This window comes from Cupriavidus necator A5-1, assembly GCF_000744095.1.
Classification (GTDB): domain Bacteria; phylum Pseudomonadota; class Gammaproteobacteria; order Burkholderiales; family Burkholderiaceae; genus Cupriavidus; species Cupriavidus necator_A.
On the sequence record NZ_JQLI01000008.1, the window covers coordinates 2,962,088 to 2,979,475 of the forward strand.

Here is a 17,388-nt window from a genome sequence, read left to right on the forward strand (position 1 = left end):
GCAGAGGCTGCCAATGGACGGCAGCCGCAAGTCAGACAACCAGATCCGGCCCCGGCGTTGGCCTGCGCTCCAGTAACGCCGCCAGTTTGCGCAATGCTTGTGACAGCTGCGCACGGTCTTCGACCCCGCCGAGCGAGATGCGGATCGCGTTCGGCGGGCCACCAGGCCCGTCCCAGAATGCGTCAGAAGGCGTGACCCGCAAATCCTCCGCCAGCGCTGCCTTGGTGAGCTGATGCGTTGACCAGTGGTCCGGGAGGCGGTGCCATGCGTGGATCGCGCTGGGGGGCAGTTGCCCGATCCCGCTCAGCCAGCGCCTGGCCAGTTCACATCGCGCGAAGGCCTCGGTGCGGATGCCATCGAGCAATTGCATCGCCGAGCCGTCGTGCATCCATTGCGTCGCCAGGGCTGCCGTCATGGGTGCGGCCATCAGGGCAAAGGCGCGCAGTGCCGCGAGCAGGTCGTCGCCGCCGCGGCCTTCCGGCAGCAGGACATAGGCGGTACGCAATCCGGGGCTGAGCGTCTTGGACAGTGTCGATACGTAGTAGGTCCGTGCGGGCGCAAACTGCGCCAGCGGCGCAGGCGCGGCGGGTGTCAGCAGCCAGTAAGGATCGTCCTCCAGCAGGGTGATGTCGCATCGCGTGGCAGCGCGGGCGATTTCCTCCCTGCGCGAGGCCGGCATGGTGTGCGTGGTCGGGTTCTGCGCGGTCGGGTTCAGGTAGGCCAGCGTCGCACCCGCGGCGCTGGCCGCTTCGAGCGCGTCAGGCAGCATCCCGTCTGCATCGCATTTCGCCGTGATGACCCGCCGCCCGAGCCGGGCAGCCGCGGCGCGAATGCCGGGGTAAACCAATGGCTCGGTCACGATCGCATCGCCAGGCCGGGTCCGGGTCAGGACCAGGGCGGCCAGGGCAGCCTGCGCACCGGGCAAGACTACCAGCCGCGACGTATCGGTGTGCCTGAAGATCTGGCCAAGCCAGAGCGCACCCGCCGCCCGGTCTGACGCGCTGCCGCCGCCAAGCTGGTAGGTCATCAGCAGATGCGGATCACTGCGCAACAAGACCTGCGACAAGCCGCGCCGCAACAGGTCCTGGAAGTCCAGCCCGGCTGGCGGCGGCGGCACGTTCATGCTCATGTCCACCACCCTGGCCAGTTCGGCGCGCGGGGCGGCAATGAAGGTGCCGAGCGCCCCCCTGGCGTCGATCAGGTGCCGCCGCTTGGCCTCGGTATAGGCGCGCGTCACGGTGGTGAGATCGACACCTAGCGCCTTGGCGAGACTGCGTTGCGGCGGCACGCGGTCTCCGGCGACGAGCCGCCCCTCCCCGATCGCCCGCTCGATGAACTCGACGATCTGCAGGTACCGGGCACCGGCCCCACGCGTGATCCTTAAATCCCATTTTGCGTCGGAATCCGCCTCTTGCATGGCTTCCATGGAGAAAAATGTCCTCGATGTATGGGTTTTGTCTTCCGCTAGCATGCCAGACATCATCACGGTAATCCATACAACCTTCCCTTCACGCCGGCGTGACCACCGGCGCATCGGGTACGGGCAAATGCTGACGCGGCTAGCGCGGATGCAGGACGACAAGGTTCGACGGATACCGCAGTGATGCGTAACCAAGGTGTCCGAAATGCTCAAACCTCCCGCCGGGCCGGCAGAGAAGAATCCACATGGCCTGCTCCCCCGCACGTCCCCCAAATTTCCCCCTCGCTTCGCCACGCTTGCCCTGGCCGCTGCCGGCAGCGCGCTGCTGGCTGGCTGCAACCTGGAACTGCTCTCGCCCAAAGGCAGCGTCGGCGAACAGGAGAAGTCGCTGATCCTGATCGCCCTGTTCGTGATGCTGATGGTCGTGATCCCGGTAATCGTCCTGACGCTGTGGTTCGCCTGGCGCTACCGCGAGACCAACACGCGAGCCACCTACGCTCCGAAATGGGCGCACTCCACCCGGATCGAGATCGTGGTCTGGGGCATCCCCTGCGTGATCGTTGCCTGCCTGGCGGTGCTGATCTGGGGCTCGACGCACAAGCTCGATCCCTTCCGGCCGCTGCAGTCGGAGGTCAAGCCGATACAGGTCGATGTGATCGCGCTGAACTGGAAATGGCTGTTCATCTATCCCGAGTACGGCGTCGCCTCGCTGAACCAGCTTGCGATCCCGGTCGGCACGCCGGTCAATTTCCGGCTGACCTCGGAATCGATGATGAACTCGTTCTTCATTCCGCAACTGGGCAGCATGGTCTACGCGATGGCGGGGATGCAGACACGCCTGCACCTGATTGCCGACATGCCGGGCGTCTATCTGGGGCAGTCTGCCGCCTACAGCGGCCCGGGCTTCTCGGACATGCATTTCAAGACCCTGGCCACCTCGCGCGAGGAATTCGACGCGTGGATCCGCGCCGCCAGGGCTTCGGCCCAGGCGCTTGACCTCAAGACCTATCGCACGCTGGAACAACCCAGCAGCAAGGATCCCGTCACGCTGTATGCCTCCGTCGCGCCGAAGCTGTTCGACCAGGTCGCCGACAAATACATGATGGCCAACGGCCAGGTCTGCCGCGCGGACACCCCCGAATCTCTGCAGGCCTTCCAGCGCCTCCCGTCGGCGCCCGCGGGCCGCATGGAGCAATAACATGCTTGGAAAACTCAACCTCGACGCCATCCCCCTGCATGAGCCGATCATCATGGGGACCCTGGCCGCCGTGATCGTGCTGGGCGCCGCACTGATGGGCGCCATCACGTACTACGGCAAGTGGAAGACCCTGTGGAACGACTGGATCTGCTCGGTCGACCACAAGAAGGTCGGCGTGATGTACATCATCCTGGCGCTGGTGATGCTGCTGCGCGGCTTTGCCGACGCCATCATGATGCGCGCCCAGCAGGCGATCGCCTATGGCGATGCCGCGGGCTACCTGCCGCCGCACCACTACGACCAGATCTTCACGGCGCACGGCGTGATCATGATCTTCTTTGTCGCGACGCCGCTGGTGCTCGGGCTGATGAACGTGATCGTGCCGCTGCAGATCGGCGCGCGCGATGTCGCCTTCCCGTTCGTCAACTCGCTGAGCTTCTGGATGTCGGCGATGGGCGCGGTGCTGGTGATGCTGTCGATGTTCGTCGGCGATTTCGCGGCGACCGGCTGGGTCGCCTACCCGCCGCTGTCCGAGCTCGGCTACAGCCCCACGCCAGGCGTTGACTACTACATCTGGTCACTGCAGATATCCGGGCTTGGCACCACGCTGACGGGCATCAACTTCATCGTCACGATCCTGCGCATGCGCGCGCCGGGCCTGAACCTGATGAAGATGCCGGTCTTCACCTGGACCGCGCTGATCACCAACATCCTGATCGTGGCGATCTTCCCGGTACTGACCGCCACGCTCGCCCTGCTCACTGCCGACCGCTACCTCGGCATGCATTTCTTCACCAACGAGCTCGGCGGCAACGCCATGATGTACGTGAACCTAATCTGGGTCTGGGGCCACCCGGAGGTCTACGTGCTGATCCTGCCGGCGTTCGGCGCCTTTTCCGAGATCATCGCCACGTTCTCGCGCAAACCGCTGTTCGGCTACAAGTCGATGGTGTACGCCACCTCCTCCATCGGCGTGCTGTCGTTCTTCGTCTGGCTGCACCACTTCTTCACCATGGGCTCCGGGGCGAACGTCAATGCCTTCTTCGGCATCATGACCTCGATCATCTCGATCCCCACCGGCGTGAAGCTGTTCAACTGGCTGTTCACCATGTACCGGGGCCGGATCCGCTTCCATACCTCGACCATGTGGACCATCGGCTTTATGGTGACCTTCGCGGTCGGTGGCATGACCGGCGTGCTGCTCGCCATTCCCGGGGCCGACTTCGTCCTGCACAACAGCCTGTTCCTGGTCGCGCACTTCCATAACGTGATCATCGGCGGCGTGCTCTTCGGCTGCCTGGCCGCGATCAGCTTCTGGTTCCCGAAGGTGTTCGGCTTCAGGCTGAACGAGTTCTGGGGCAAGGTGTCGTTCTGGTGCTGGCTGACGGGCTTTTTCCTGGCCTTCATGCCGCTGTACGTGCTGGGCTTCAAGGGCATGACCCGCCGGATGAACCACTATGCCAACGTCGACTGGCATCCCTACCTGGTCGTGGCGCTGGTGGGTGCCTTCGTCATCGGCGCCGGCATCCTGGCGATGATGGTGCAGTTCGCGGTCAGTATCCGCGACCGCAAGCAGAACCAGGACCTGACTGGCGACCCGTGGGATGGCCGCAGCCTGGAGTGGTCGACGGCCTCGCCCGCGCCGTTCTACAACTTCGCCCATGTGCCGCGGATCACGTCGCTGGAACAGCACTGGGATGACAAGGAAGCCGGGCGCGCGTGGCGCCAGCCCGCCCGCTACGAAGACATCCACATGCCTCGCAACACCTCGGCAGGCTTCATCGTGTCGGCGTTCGGGCTGCTGTGCTGCTTCGCGCTGGTCTGGCACATGTGGCTGGTCGCCGTCGTCGGCCTGGTCGGCGCCATCGCGACCTTCGTCGTGCGCAGCTATGACCGCGACGTCGACTATTACGTGCCGGCCGCCGAAGTCGAGCGGATCGAGCGCGCGCGCTATGCACAACTGCAGGAAGCTGCCTGACCATGAACCCGACTCTCTCCCCTACCCTGCACCATCCCGGGCACGAGGCGGCCCACGACGCGGCGCACCCCCATCACGAAGCCGGCTCGCACACTCCGCTGGGGTTCTGGCTCTACCTGATGAGCGATTGCCTGATCTTCGCGGTGTTGTTCGCCACCTTCGGCGTGCTGTCCGGAAACACCGCCGGCGGCCCCGGCGGGCGGCAACTGTTCGAGCTGCCGTTCGTGTTCGCCGAAACCATGGTGCTGCTGCTGAGCAGCTACACCTTCGGCCTGGCCATGCTCAGGCAGGGCGCCGACGACGCGCCGCGGATGATCCGCTGGCTGGCCGTGACGTTCGCGCTCGGCGCACTGTTCATCGCCATGGAGGTCTACGAATTCGCGCACCTGCTGCACGAGGGCGCGGGCCCCGGCGTCAGCGCCTACCTGTCGGCCTTCTTCACGCTGGTCGGCACGCACGGGCTGCATGTCACGTCTGGCCTGCTGTGGCTTGCGGTGATGATCCACCAGGTCAGGCATTTCGGGCTGGACGATATCGTGCGCCGCCGCCTGGCCTGCCTGAGCCTGTTCTGGCACTTCCTGGACCTGGTCTGGATCTGCGTCTTCACCTTTGTCTACCTGCGGGAGTTCGCATGAAGCCGTCCCATCTTCATTCCGTCCATGCCGGCGAACCGGCCGTGCATGGCAGCGTGCGCGGCTACACCGTCGGCCTGCTGCTGTCCGTCGCGCTCACCATTGCGTCTTTTGCGGCGGTGATGACCGGATCGCTGCAGACCCATGCCGCGATCGCGCTGGTCGTCGGCCTTTGCGTCGCGCAACTGCTGGTGCAACTCGTGTACTTCCTGCACCTCGGCACCGGTCCTGGCCAGCGCGGCAACACCGCCATCTTTGCCTGTACCGGTTTCCTGATCGTCATCGTCGTGGCCGGCTCGCTGTGGGTGATGCACAACGCCGATATCAACATGATGCCGACCGACATGTCCATCGAACGGGCCCGGGCCAAAGACTAGCGCGCTTGCGCAAGGAGCATTCCACCATGTATGTCTATGACGCCATTGACCAGCAGCTGGTCGACGAACGGGTCGTACAGTTCGCCGACCAGACGCGCCGCTTCCTGCGCGGCGAACTGACCGAGGACGAGTTCCGCGTGTTGCGGCTGCAGAACGGCCTCTATATCCAGCGCCATGCGCCGATGCTGCGCGTGGCGATTCCGTACGGCATGCTGGCGTCGCGACAGTTGCGCAAGCTCGCGGAGATCGCTCGCCGCTGGGACCGGGGCTACGGGCACTTCAGCACGCGCCAGAACCTGCAGTTCAACTGGCCGAGGCTCGAGGATGCTCCCGCCATTCTCGCGGAGCTGGCCACGGTGCAGATGCACGCGATCCAGACCAGCGGCAACTGCATCCGCAATACCACCACCGACCACTTTGCCGGCATTGCACCCGATGAACTGGTGAACCCGCTGGTATGGTGCGAGATCGTGCGGCAATGGTCGATGCTGCATCCCGAGTTCGCCTTTCTGCCGCGCAAGTTCAAGATCGCCATCAGCGGCGCGCAGACCGACCGGGCGGCGGTCGGCGTCCATGACATCGGACTGCAGGCCGTGGCGCAGGACGGGCAGACCGGCTTCAAGGTCTGGGTCGGTGGCGGCATGGGCCGCACGCCGATGGTCGGCAAGCTGATCAACCCCTTTGTCGCGTGGCAGGACCTGCTGACCTACCTGCAGGCCACGCTGCGCGTCTACAACCTACATGGCCGCCGCGACAACAAGTACAAGGCGCGCATCAAGATCCTGGTGAAGGACCTGACCCCGGAGGTGTTCCGGGCGCAGGTGGACGAGCAGTGGCAACGCATCCGCGGGGGCCCGGACACCGTGTCCGAAGCCTTCGTCGCGTCCATCGCCGCGCGCTTCACGGTGCCGCCCTATGACCCCGCTGCCGCGGACGAGCCGGACGAGTCAGCCGAACTGGCAAAGACTGACCGCGCCTTCCGCCTCTGGCTGAAGAGCAACGTGCACCGGCACCGGGTGCCTGGCTACGCGGCCGTCACGGCGTCACTGAAAGCCACGGGGCAGGCGCCCGGTGACATTACCGCCGATCAGATGGAAGTCATGGCCGATCTCGCCGAGCGCCACGGCTCAGGCGAGCTGCGCGTGTCGCACGAGCAGAACCTGATCCTTGCCGACGTCCGCCGCGGCCGCCTGCACGCCTTGTGGCGGGAGCTGGACGCCGCCGGGCTGGCCACGCCGAACGTGGGCCTGATCACCAACATCATCGCCTGCCCCGGGGGCGACTTCTGCTCGCTGGCCAATGCCGTCTCGATTCCGCTGGCCCAGGCCATCCAGGAGCGCTTCGAAGATCTCGACCATGTGCACGATATCGGCGAGCTGGACCTGAACATCTCGGGCTGCATCAACTCCTGCGGACACCACCATGTCGGCCATATCGGCATCCTCGGCGTCGACAAGGCCGGCGAAGCCTGGTACCAGATCACCATCGGCGGGCGCCAGAACGGCGCCGACGATCCGGGCCGCACGGATGGCGTGGCGGCCGGCGGCGCGGCCATCGGGCGCATCATCGGGCCCTCCTTCGCCCAGGAGCAGGTCCCGGATGTGGTCGAGCGCCTGATCGAGACCTACCTGGCGCACCGCGACAGCGAAGCCGAGCGCTTTGTCGACGTGGTGGGCCGCATCGGCCTTGAGCCCTTCCAGCGGGCCGTATACCCGGACGCCGCCAACGGCACGCGGCGCCCGCGCCAGGAGGTGGCGAATGCCTGAGCATGACCAACCCATCGGCAATGTCCGGCCCAACGTGATCCGGGACGGACGCCTGACGACGGACGACTGGCGCACGCACCCTGGCGATGCCTGTCCCGCCGACGAACCCGGCTACCTGGTGACGCTGGAGAACTGGATCGCCTGCCGCCACCTGTACCGGGCGCGCCGGCATCCGGTCGCGGTATACCTGTCGCCGGATGCCGAGCCCGAGCACTTGCTGGAACCCGGCGCCACCGTCATCGACCCGACCGGCATCGCGATGATCGCGATCGACTTCCCGGTCTACACGGACGGCCGTGGCTATTCGATTGCGCAGCTGCTGCGGCGCCAGCTCGGCTGGGCCGGCGAGCTGCGCGCCGTGGGCGACGTGATGATCGATACCGTGCACTACCTCGCGCGCTGCGGCTTCAACAGCTTCGCGGTCAAACCGGGGCACGATCCGGAAGCGGCGTTGCGCGCCCTGACGACGTTCTCGGCGTCGTACCAGCGTGCATACGACGCGGTGCGCCCATAGTTCACGGTACGGGCGCGTCCGGGACGGATGTTCATGCGGCCCATCGCCCGTTCGTCGCGAAGGGACCTCAACTCACCACAAGCCGCGGATCCAGCTGCGCTACAGCAAATTCGCGCGTATGGGTAACAAAGGACTTCAGCAGGATCGAAGGGAGCCGCTGCGCCGAGAACAGGACTGAAAAGTCCGTCGTCAGCAGCGGTTCAAACATCCGGAAGCAGACGCCCTTGCCCTGATAGTCCAGCGCCGTAATCGGATCGATCAGCGCCACCCCCAGCCCCGCCTCCACAAACGCGCAGATGCTCCACGACACCTGCGTTTCCACCTGCAGCTTGCGCTCGATCCCGTAGGACGCAAACAGCGCGTCAATCTGCAGGCGCGAATCCAGCACCCGCGGGTGCGACACAAAACTCTCGCCCGCCAGGTCATGCGGCGTGATCACCTCCTGGCCGGATAACCGATGCCCGACCGGCAATGCGCAGACCATCCGCGTGGTGATCAGCCGCTCGCCGTGGGTGCTGGGGTGGTTCATCGACAGGATGGCGAAGCCCACGTCGCAACGCTGCTCCGACACCATGTTTACCACCGTGCGCGACGAATGCGCGAGCAAGGTGATCTGCGTCTGCGTGTGTTCCTGCATGAATGCCGCGATGGCCCGCGGCAGGAACGACAGGGCCAGCGCGGGCGCTGCCGCGATCTGCAATGACCCGCGCTGCATGTCGCGGATCTCCAGCGCGGTCTGGGCGATGCGGTCGATGCCAACCAGCGAGCGCTGCACTTCCTCGAACAACGCCTGCGCCTCGGCCGTCGGGTGAAGCCGGCCACGCATCCGTTCAAACAGGGTAAACCCGACGCCCTCTTCCAGATCGGCAATCAGCCGCGTCGTGGCCGGCTGCGAGATATGCAGCATCTCGGCGGCGCGCGTGACCGTCTGGCAAAGCATTACGGCTCGGAAGGCTTCGAGCTGGCGGATTTTCATGCGGCAATTCTATAGCACGATGTTATGGACGTCGCAAAAAAAAGAATTTTCCACTGCCAAAACATCGCCCTACTCTATGCCGATGCCGCATGTCTTCAGTCATTTTTCGTTGCGGTGCAACCATAACCCGCATGCATGGATTTGGTGATCGTTTGCATTTAGATGGTGCACATGGAGGGAGGAAAAACATGAAGCAACAAGTTCTGGCAGCAGCCCTTGTCACGTTGTGCGGCACGTCCGCCGCACTGGCCCAGCAGCCCACGCTGTATGTCGGCTCTTACGGCGGCTCGACCGAGAAGGTGTTCAAGGAGAAGATCCTTCCGCCCTTCGAGGCGAAGCACAAGGTCAAGGTGGTGTATGTGCCCGGCAATTCCACCGACACGCTGGCGAAGCTGCAGGCGCAGAAGGCCAGGCAGGAACTCGACGTGGTGCTGCTCGACGATGGCCCGATGTACCAGGCCATGCAGTTCGGCTTCTGCGACACCATCAAGGACGCCGCGGTCTACAAGGACCTGTACCCGCTGGCGAAGATGGGCGACAAGGCCACGGGCATCGGCGTGGTGGCAACCGGCCTCGCCTACAACGCAGAAGCCTTCAAAAAGGCCGGGCTGCCGAAGCCGGATTCCTGGGAAGTGCTGACCGACAAGAAGTACCGCCAGAAGATCGCGATTCCGCCGATCAGCAATACCTACGGCCTGCAGACGCTGATGCAGTTCGCCAGGATGCGCAAGGGCAGCGACCAGAACATCGATCCCGGCTTCACGGCGCTGACCAGGGAGGTTGGCCCCAATGTGCTGGCATGGGAGCCGTCGCCGGGCAAGATGACGGAGCTGTTCCAGAACGGCGATATCACCCTCGCGGTCTGGGGTAGCGGCCGCGTGCAGAGCCTGAAGGACACGGGGTTTCCAGTTGAGTTCGTCTATCCGAAGGAAGGCGCCCCGGCACTGCTGACTGCAGCCTGTCCGGTGGTACAGAGCGACGTGCCCGAGCAATCGCAGGCACTGCTCCAGTACCTGCTGTCGCCCGAGGTGCAGGCCATCCTGGCCGACAGCCAGGGCTGGGGTCCGATCAACGGCAAGGTCAAGCTCGAACCGAAGGTGGCGGCGAAGGTGCCGTACGGCAAGGAGCAGATCGACAAGCTGCTGCCCACCAACTGGACCCTCGTCAACGAGAAGCGCGCCGAGTGGACCAATCGCTGGAACCGCACGGTGGAACGCTAGCACGGCATCCCATCAAGACCGCCCCCCACACGACAGCCTCCGGATGACCATGAGCTTCCTCACACTGAACGGCCTCGCCAAGGCCTACGGCAGCGCCTATGCCGTCGAGAACTTGAGTCTCGAAGTCCAGCGCGGAGAATTCCTTTCGCTGCTCGGGCCTTCGGGCTGCGGCAAGACCACGACGTTGCAGATGATCGCGGGATTCATCGAACCGACGCGCGGCCGCGTCGTGCTGGACGGGCGCGACATCACCGCGCTGCGCCCGGAGAAGCGCGGCATGGGCGTGGTGTTCCAGAGCTATGCGCTGTTTCCCCATATGACGGTGGCGGGAAACATCGGCTTCGGCCTGGAAATGCGCGGCGTGGCAGCGGCCGAGCGCGCGCGTCGCATCGACGAGGCGCTGGAGCTCGTGCGCCTTGGCGGCCTGGGCAAGCGCTATCCGAAGGAGCTGTCCGGCGGCCAGCGCCAGCGCGTGGCGATCGCCCGCGCGCTGGCCATCCGGCCGGAAGTGCTGCTGCTCGATGAACCGATGTCCAACCTCGATGCCAAGCTGCGCGAGGACATGCATATCGAGCTGCGCGCGATCCAGCGGCATCTCGGCATCACCACGATCCTCGTCACGCACGACCAGGTCGAGGCCATGACCATGAGCGACCGTATTGCAGTGATGCATGGCGGGCGCATCGTGCAACTGGCCACGCCCTTCGAAGCGTACGAGCGGCCGCAATCGGCGTTCGCCTCCGGCTTTCTCGGCAAGACCAACAGCATCCGTGGCGTGGTCGAGAACACCAATCCACGTTGTTGCGAGATACGCCTGGGTGAGACGCTGGCGCACGTACCGCACGAGGGCCGCGAAGTCGGACGCGACGTGCATGTCTATGTGCGTCCTGAAAAAATCCGCCTGGGCCAGGCCGGCGACGGCGGCATTCCCGCGACGGTGCAGACGCGGCTGTTCCTCGGCAACCACTGGATGCTCGAAGTGGAAAGCGCGCTGGGCCGCCTGCGCGTGAGCCAGCCCAACCTTGGCGAGGCGCCGCCGGCGGAAGGCGCGGCGGTGAGCGTGCTGTGGTCCGATCACGACCTGCGCGTGCTGGCAACGGAGTCGCACCATGGCTGATACCGCCACGCCGGACCTGCCGGGCGGCGGTGTCGCCGCCACTGGCTCCACGCCTGCCAACGGCAGGCCGCTCGCCAATGCCACGCCGTGGCTGCTGTCGGCCCCTGCCCTGCTGCTGTTCTGTGGCTTGCTGCTGATCCCGCTGGCGCTGACGGCGTTGCTGTCCTTGCACGCCTTCGACGGCACGCGCGGCGTGCTGGCTGAGCTGACGGCAGCGAACTACCTGGAGATCCTCGGCGACAGCTATTACCACGAGATCTTTCTGCGCACGGCGGGCATGGCGCTGGCGGTCACACTGTTGTCGATCCTGTTCGGTGTGCCGGAGACGATCATCCTGGCGCGGATGCGCAGCCCCTGGCGCGGCCTGTTCCTGATCGTGATTCTTGGGCCGCTGCTGATCTCGGTGGTGGTGCGCACGCTGGGGTGGGCCATCCTGATGGGCAACAACGGGCTGATCAACGAGGCGCTGCAATGGCTCGGCATCGTGGACGGACCCGTGAAGCTGGTCTTCACCCAGACCGGCGTGATCATCGCCCTGACGCACGTGATGATGCCGTTCATGGTGATCTCGGTCTGGGCCTCGCTGCAGAAGCTCGATCCCCAGGTCGAGCAAGCCGGCCAGGCCTTTGGCGCCTCGCCCTTCACCGTGTTCCGCCGCGTGATGCTGCCGCAAATCATGCCGGGCATCCTGTCGGGCAGCATCATCGTCTTCGCGCTCTCGGCCTCGGCCTTCGCCACGCCGGCGATCCTGGGCGGGCGCCGCCTGAAGGTGGTGGCCACGGCCGCCTACGACGAATTCCTGAATACGTTGAACTGGCCGCTGGGCGCCTCGATCGCCGTGCTGCTGCTGATTGCCAACGTGATCGTCATCGTCGGCTGCAACCGGCTGGTGGAGCGCCGCTTCCGCCAGGTGTTTGAAGGGTAAGGAGTCGCCATCATGCGCAAGAACGGACTGGTCTCGCTGCTATACCACAGCCTCTTTATCGCTTTCATGGTCGCGCCGCTGCTGGTAGTGGTCGCGGTGTCCTTTACCGGCAAGGGCTATATCTCGATGCCGACCGACGGCCTGTCGCTGCGCTGGTTCCGCGCCATCGGGGATGCGCGCGAAATCGTCGATGCGTTCCGGCTGTCGCTGACGCTCGGGCTGGTCAGCGCAACCATCGCCGTGGCACTGGCGGTGCCGGCGGCGCTGGCGCTGGTGCGCCACCGGTTTCCCGGCCGGGGTGCGCTGATGGGGTTCTTCCTGTCGCCGCTGATGATCCCGCACGTCGTGCTCGGGGTGGCGTTCCTGCGCTTCTTCACCACGCTGGGCGTGACCGGATCCTTCTTCTGGCTTGCGCTGACGCATGTGGTGGTGGTGATGCCCTACGCGTTGCGGCTGGTCCTGGCTGCGGCCACCGGGCTGGATCGCGATGCCGAACGGGCCGCGCTGTCACTGGGCGCGAACCGCTTCACCGCGTTCCGCCGCGTGGTGCTGCCGCTGATCCTGCCCGGCGTCGCCGGTGGCTGGATGCTCGCCTTTATCCAGAGCTTCGACGAACTGACCATGACGGTGTTCGTGGCCACGCCAGGCACCACTACGCTGCCCGTGGCGATGTACAACCAGATCGCCCAGACCATCGACCCGCTGGTGGCCTCGGTTTCCACCGTGCTGATCGTTGGCACGCTGGTGTTGATGGTGCTGCTCGACCGCATCGTGGGCCTTGACCGCGTGCTGATCGGCCGCCACTGAGCGCCGTTCCCGACAACTTCCATTGACATGACGACAAGCGATCTGATCGTGATCGGCGGCGGCCTGGTAGGCACCGCCATCGCCTATGGCGCGGCACGCCAGGGCGCGCGCGTAACCGTGCTCGACGAGGGCGACGATGCCTTCCGTGCCTCGCGCGGCAATTTCGGCCTGGTCTGGGTGCAGGGCAAGGGCTTCGGCATGGCGCCCTATGCACGCTGGACCATGGGCTCGGCCCGGCTCTGGCCGCAGCTGCGCGATGCCTTGCGCGATGAAACCAATATCGATGTGCAGCTCAGGCAGCCAGGCGGGTTTCACCTCTGCTTCTCCGAGCAGGAAATGGCGGCACGCCAGCAGCGCCTGCAGCGCATTCAGGACGATTTGGGCGGCGACTATCCGTTCGAGATGCTCGACCATCATGCCGTCGCACGACGACTGCCCGGTGTGGGTCCCGCTGTCATCGGTGCCAGCTACACGCCGATGGACGGGCACACCAATCCGCTGAAGCTGCTGCGCGCCCTGCACACCGCCTGCCAGCGCCGCGGGCGCATCCTTGGCCGGCACGGCGCGCAGCGGATCACGCCCGAAGCGGGCGGCTTTACGGTCCACGCCGGCAATACGCGTTTTGCAGCGCCGCGCATCGTGCTCGCCGCCGGCCTTGGCAATCGGGCGCTGGCAGAACAGGTGGGCCTGCATGCACCGGTGGCACCGAACCGCGGGCAAGTTCTTATCGGCGAACGCGTCGCGCATTGCCTCGACTTCCCCACAACCTATGTCCGCCAGACCGACGAAGGCACCATCCAGCTCGGCGATTCGATGGAGGACGTCGGCCTTGACGACGGCACCACCGTCGACGTGCTCGCCAGCATCGCGCAACGCGGCGTGCGCAGCTTCCCGGCCCTCGCCGGGCTCAAGCTGGTGCGCGCCTGGGGCGCGTTGCGCGTGATGAGCCCGGACGGCTTTCCGATCTACCAGGAGAGCGCCAGCCATCCGGGCGCTTTCGTCACGACCTGCCACAGCGGCGTCACGCTGGCGGCCGCGCACGCCTTCCTGGTCGCCCCGTGGGTGGCCGGCGGCGCGCAGCCACCGGGCCTCGACGTCTTTGCGGGCGACCGCTTCCTGAATGCCAACCAGCCTTTCCATCATGCCCACTGAGCGCTTGTTCCAACGGATCGCCCCGCCTGCAGGCAGTGCCGGCACGCCCACGGTCACCATCGAATTCAACGGCGCCCCGCTCCACGTGCCGGCACAGTGCAGCGTCGCCGCGGCACTGCTGGCCAGCGGTGTGACGCGCTTCCGCAATTCCCCCGTCAGCGGCGCACCGCGCGCGCCGTACTGCATGATGGGCGTGTGCTTCGAATGCCTGATGGAAATCGACGGCGAGCCCAGCCGACAGAGCTGCCTGGTCACGGTGCGCGAGGGGATGCGCGTGCGCACCCAGGATGGTGCCCGTACGCTGCCGTTGCCGCCCGTGCAGATCGATCACGCCGAGGAGGTCGAGCATGGCTGACATGGAAATCGATATCGCCATCATCGGCGCGGGCCCGGCCGGCATGGCTGCCGCGGTGGCCGCCGCCGCAAACGGCGCGCGCGTGGCGCTGCTCGACGAGCAGGATGCCTGCGGCGGACAGATCTATCGCGCGATCCAGAGCGCCACGCCGGAACGCCTGCGCATACTCGGCCCCGACTACGCCGCGGGGCGCGCGCTGGCCGACCGGTTCGCCGCCTGCGGCGCGCTGCATATCACCGGTGCGGCGATCTGGCAGGTCACCCGCGAGCACACCGTTCACTACCTGCGCGGAGGCAGCGTCGGCAGCCTGCAGGCAAGGCAGGTCATCCTGTGCACGGGCGCCATGGAACGCCCCTTCCCGATTCCAGGCTGGACCCTGCCCGGCGTACTGACCGCCGGCGCCGCGCAGATCCTGCTCAAGAGCGCCGACGTGGTACCCGCCGAACCCGTGGTGCTGGCCGGCTGCGGGCCGCTGCTCTACCTGCTGGGATGGCAGTACGTTCGCGCCGGGGTGCCGATCCGCGCGATCGTCGATACGACCGACGGCGCCGACCACCAGCGAGCGCTCGCGCACCTGGGCGGCGCCCTCGCCGGCTGGCGCTACCTGAAAAAAGGGCTGGCGTTGATGCGAACGCTCAAGCGCAGCGGCGTGCCGTTCTACAAGGGCGCCACCGCCCTGCAGGTGGAAGGCGAGACGGACGTGCAGGCATTGCGCTTCACCAGCGGCGGCAAGGCCCAGCGCATCAAGACGCGCGCCGTGCTGCTGCACCAGGGCGTGGTGCCGAACACCCAGTTCACCTGGGCCCTGCGCGCCGCGCATCGCTGGGACGAAGCCCAGCTTTGCTGGCAACCCGTGGTCGATGAATGGGGCTCGCTGGACATCCCCGGCATTTCGGTCGCAGGCGACGGCGGCGGTATCGGCGGCGCCGTCGCTGCCGCCCTGCAGGGCGAGCTGGCCGGCCTTGCCGCGGCCCATAATGTCGGCAAGCTCGACGTGGCGCAACGTGACCGGCTGGCGGCGCCGCTACGCGCGGCGCTTCGGTCCAACCTCAGGATCCGGCCTTTCCTCGATGCGTTGTACCGCCCCAAGACGGCAAACCGCGTGCCGGCTGACGATGTGGTCGTCTGCCGCTGCGAGGAAGTGACCGCTGGCGATATCCGCGGCTTTGTAGAGCTCGGCTGCAGCGGCCCCAATCAGACCAAGTCTTTTGGACGATGCGGCATGGGTCCGTGCCAGGGCCGCCAGTGCGGACTGACCGTGACCGAGATCATCGCCGACGCGCGCAAGGTATCGCCGCAGGAAGTCGGCTACTACCGCATCCGTCCGCCCATCAGGCCGATCACGCTTGGAGAGCTGGCCCGTGAAGCCTGATACCGCAATGGGGGCCGATGTCATTGTCATCGGCGGCGGGCTGCAGGGTACCTCCAGCGCGCTGCACCTGGCTCGCCGGGGCCTGCGTGTCACGCTGCTGGAAGCCGAGTATTGCGGCCGGCACGCCTCCGGCGTCAATGCAGGGGGCGTGCGCACGCTGGGCCGGCACGTCGCCGAGATCCCGCTCGCATTGGCCTCGCGCGAGCTGTGGCACCGCCTCGACGAGCTGACCGGCGACGACGCGGACTTCGTGCCGAGCGGACAGCTGAAAGTGGCGGAGACCGACGCGGAACTCGATGCCCTGCGCCAACGCGTGGAGGACCTCGAGGCCCTCGGCTTCACCCACGAGACCATCGTTGACGGGCACACCGTGCGCGAACTCGTGCCCGCCATTGCGCCGCATGTGACGGGCGCAATCTGGGTGCAAGACGATGGCCATGCGTTGCCCTATCGTGCCGTCACCGCCTTCCGCAGGGCCGCCGAGCGCGCGGGCGTGAGCGTGCATGAAGCCACGCCGGCACAGCGCGTGGCGTACACGGGCAACCAATGGCAGGTGGACACGCCGCGCGGCGTTTTCCGCGCAGCCCGGCTGGTCAACACAGCCGGCGCCTGGGCAGGCGAGTTCGCGGCGCAGATCGGCGAACCGGTGCCGGTCGAGGCGGGCGGACTGATGCTGATGATCACCCATCGTGTCGCGCCGTTCGTCAAACCCGTCCTTGGCGCGACCGGGCGTGCGCTCTCGTTCAAGCAGTTTGCCAACGGCACGGTACTGATCGGCGGCGGCCTGCGCTGTCCGGCGGACATCGAGGCGCGTCACGGTGACGTCGACATGCTCAAACTCGGCACCAGCGCGCAGACCGTGACCGCTCTCTTCCCGCATCTCGGCCCGCTCGGGATCAATCGCGCGTGGGCCGGCGTGGAGGCCTTCATGCCCGACCAGATCCCGGTCATCGGTCCCAGCCGCACGGCGCCGGGCGTGGTGCACGCGTTCGGGTTTTCCGCACATGGCTTCGAGCTGGGGCCAATCGTCGGGCAGATCGTTGCCGAGCTGGTCACCGAAGGACGCAGTACATTGCCGATCGATGCCTTTGCCGTCGACCGCTTCAGCAGACCCCGCGCCGCCGTTGCAGGCGCGTTGCGGGACTAGCCATCTTTCTTGTTCAACCCTGAGCCTTGAGAACATACACAATGAGCGAAATCCAGCGCTTCGATTCCAGCAAACGCCTGTCGCGCATCGTCGTGCACAACGGCGTGGTCTACGTAGCCGGCGTCACCGCAAGTGACACCTCCGGCGATATCGGCACGCAAACCCGCGACGTTCTTGCCAAGATCGAGGGCTATCTCTCCAGCGTCGGCAGCGACAAGACCAGACTGCTGTCCGCGCAGATCTGGCTCAAGGACATCGACAGCGATTTCGCCGGCATGAACGCGGCCTGGGAAGCGTGGATTCCGGAAGATGCCCTGCCGACCCGCGCCACCTGCGAAGCGAAGCTGGCCCGACCGGAATTGCTGGTCGAGATTATCGTGACTGCGGCGGTCTGATGACCATCCGATATCGATAGCGGCCCGTGAAGCGGCC

General features: G+C 66.1%; 17 protein-coding genes. 15 read left to right on the plus strand and 2 right to left on the minus strand.

The genetic code is table 11. From position 1 onward, the window contains the following. Positions 1 to 31: 31 nt before the first annotated feature. A complete protein-coding gene (locus K307_RS37580) occupies positions 32 to 1,426 on the minus strand; it encodes a PLP-dependent aminotransferase family protein (protein ID WP_042886158.1) in 1,395 nt (464 codons plus the stop codon). 199 nt (positions 1,427 to 1,625) lie between these two features. Here K307_RS37580 and cyoA point away from each other — a divergent pair, with 199 nt between their 5' ends. From cyoA to K307_RS37615, 6 genes are read left to right on the plus strand one after another with little or no spacing between them, the layout of a single operon-like run. Next, the gene (gene cyoA / locus K307_RS37590; RefSeq protein ID WP_042886160.1) at positions 1,626 to 2,618 is read left to right on the plus strand and encodes a ubiquinol oxidase subunit II; all 993 of its coding nucleotides are present in this window, start codon (positions 1,626 to 1,628) and stop codon (positions 2,616 to 2,618) included. A 1-nt stretch (position 2,619) separates the two neighbouring features. After that, positions 2,620 to 4,596, plus strand: a complete 1,977-nt coding sequence (cyoB, locus tag K307_RS37595) for a cytochrome o ubiquinol oxidase subunit I (RefSeq protein ID WP_042886161.1) — start codon at positions 2,620 to 2,622, stop codon at positions 4,594 to 4,596. Between the two features lie 2 nt (positions 4,597 to 4,598). Then, positions 4,599 to 5,231, plus strand: a complete 633-nt coding sequence (cyoC, locus tag K307_RS37600; RefSeq protein ID WP_042886163.1) for a cytochrome o ubiquinol oxidase subunit III — start codon at positions 4,599 to 4,601, stop codon at positions 5,229 to 5,231. Next, positions 5,228 to 5,605, plus strand: a complete 378-nt coding sequence (cyoD, locus tag K307_RS37605; protein WP_042886164.1) for a cytochrome o ubiquinol oxidase subunit IV — start codon at positions 5,228 to 5,230, stop codon at positions 5,603 to 5,605. Before cyoC ends, cyoD begins: the two co-directional genes overlap by 4 nt. Before the next feature lie 26 nt (positions 5,606 to 5,631). Beyond that, a complete protein-coding gene (locus K307_RS37610; RefSeq protein ID WP_042886165.1) occupies positions 5,632 to 7,371 on the plus strand; it encodes a nitrite/sulfite reductase in 1,740 nt (579 codons plus the stop codon). Then, positions 7,364 to 7,885: a DUF934 domain-containing protein gene (locus K307_RS37615; protein WP_042886167.1), complete on the plus strand. Its 522-nt coding sequence runs from the start codon at positions 7,364 to 7,366 to the stop codon at positions 7,883 to 7,885. The genes K307_RS37610 and K307_RS37615 overlap by 8 nt, the downstream gene beginning before the upstream one ends. Positions 7,886 to 7,952: 67 nt before the next feature. Here the strand turns inward: K307_RS37615 and K307_RS37620 are convergent, their stop codons facing one another. Next, positions 7,953 to 8,861 carry a LysR substrate-binding domain-containing protein gene (locus K307_RS37620; protein ID WP_042886168.1) on the minus strand — a complete coding sequence of 303 codons (909 nt, stop codon included), beginning with the start codon at positions 8,859 to 8,861 and terminating at the stop codon, positions 7,953 to 7,955. 188 nt (positions 8,862 to 9,049) lie between these two features. Between K307_RS37620 and K307_RS37625 the strand changes: the two genes are divergently transcribed. Genes K307_RS37625 through K307_RS37665 form a run of 9 tightly spaced genes read left to right on the plus strand, consistent with a single transcriptional unit; the run spans position 9,050 to position 17,351 of the window. Further along, the gene (locus K307_RS37625; RefSeq protein ID WP_042886169.1) at positions 9,050 to 10,081 is read left to right on the plus strand and encodes an ABC transporter substrate-binding protein; all 1,032 of its coding nucleotides are present in this window, start codon (positions 9,050 to 9,052) and stop codon (positions 10,079 to 10,081) included. Between the two features lie 49 nt (positions 10,082 to 10,130). Beyond that, the gene (locus K307_RS37630; RefSeq protein WP_042887944.1) at positions 10,131 to 11,198 is read left to right on the plus strand and encodes an ABC transporter ATP-binding protein; all 1,068 of its coding nucleotides are present in this window, start codon (positions 10,131 to 10,133) and stop codon (positions 11,196 to 11,198) included. Further along, positions 11,191 to 12,123 carry an ABC transporter permease gene (locus tag K307_RS37635; RefSeq protein ID WP_051975358.1) on the plus strand — a complete coding sequence of 311 codons (933 nt, stop codon included), beginning with the start codon at positions 11,191 to 11,193 and terminating at the stop codon, positions 12,121 to 12,123. The genes K307_RS37630 and K307_RS37635 overlap by 8 nt, the downstream gene beginning before the upstream one ends. A gap of 12 nt (positions 12,124 to 12,135) precedes the next feature. Further along, positions 12,136 to 12,930, plus strand: coding sequence for an ABC transporter permease (locus K307_RS37640; protein ID WP_042886170.1), 795 nt, complete (start codon positions 12,136 to 12,138; stop codon positions 12,928 to 12,930). A gap of 27 nt (positions 12,931 to 12,957) precedes the next feature. Next, on the plus strand, positions 12,958 to 14,082 hold the full coding sequence (locus K307_RS37645; protein WP_042886171.1) for an NAD(P)/FAD-dependent oxidoreductase: 1,125 nt from the start codon (positions 12,958 to 12,960) through the stop codon (positions 14,080 to 14,082). Beyond that, a complete protein-coding gene (locus tag K307_RS37650) occupies positions 14,072 to 14,437 on the plus strand; it encodes a (2Fe-2S)-binding protein (RefSeq protein ID WP_042886173.1) in 366 nt (121 codons plus the stop codon). Before K307_RS37645 ends, K307_RS37650 begins: the two co-directional genes overlap by 11 nt. Beyond that, entirely contained in the window at positions 14,430 to 15,809 is a 1,380-nt protein-coding gene (locus tag K307_RS37655) for an NAD(P)/FAD-dependent oxidoreductase (RefSeq protein WP_042886174.1), read from the plus strand. Before K307_RS37650 ends, K307_RS37655 begins: the two co-directional genes overlap by 8 nt. A gap of 7 nt (positions 15,810 to 15,816) precedes the next feature. Beyond that, the gene (locus K307_RS37660) at positions 15,817 to 16,956 is read left to right on the plus strand and encodes an NAD(P)/FAD-dependent oxidoreductase (protein ID WP_042886175.1); all 1,140 of its coding nucleotides are present in this window, start codon (positions 15,817 to 15,819) and stop codon (positions 16,954 to 16,956) included. A 41-nt stretch (positions 16,957 to 16,997) separates the two neighbouring features. Next, complete coding sequence (locus K307_RS37665) at positions 16,998 to 17,351, plus strand: RidA family protein (protein ID WP_042886176.1); 354 nt, start codon at positions 16,998 to 17,000, stop codon at positions 17,349 to 17,351. The last annotated feature ends 37 nt before the right edge of the window (positions 17,352 to 17,388 follow it).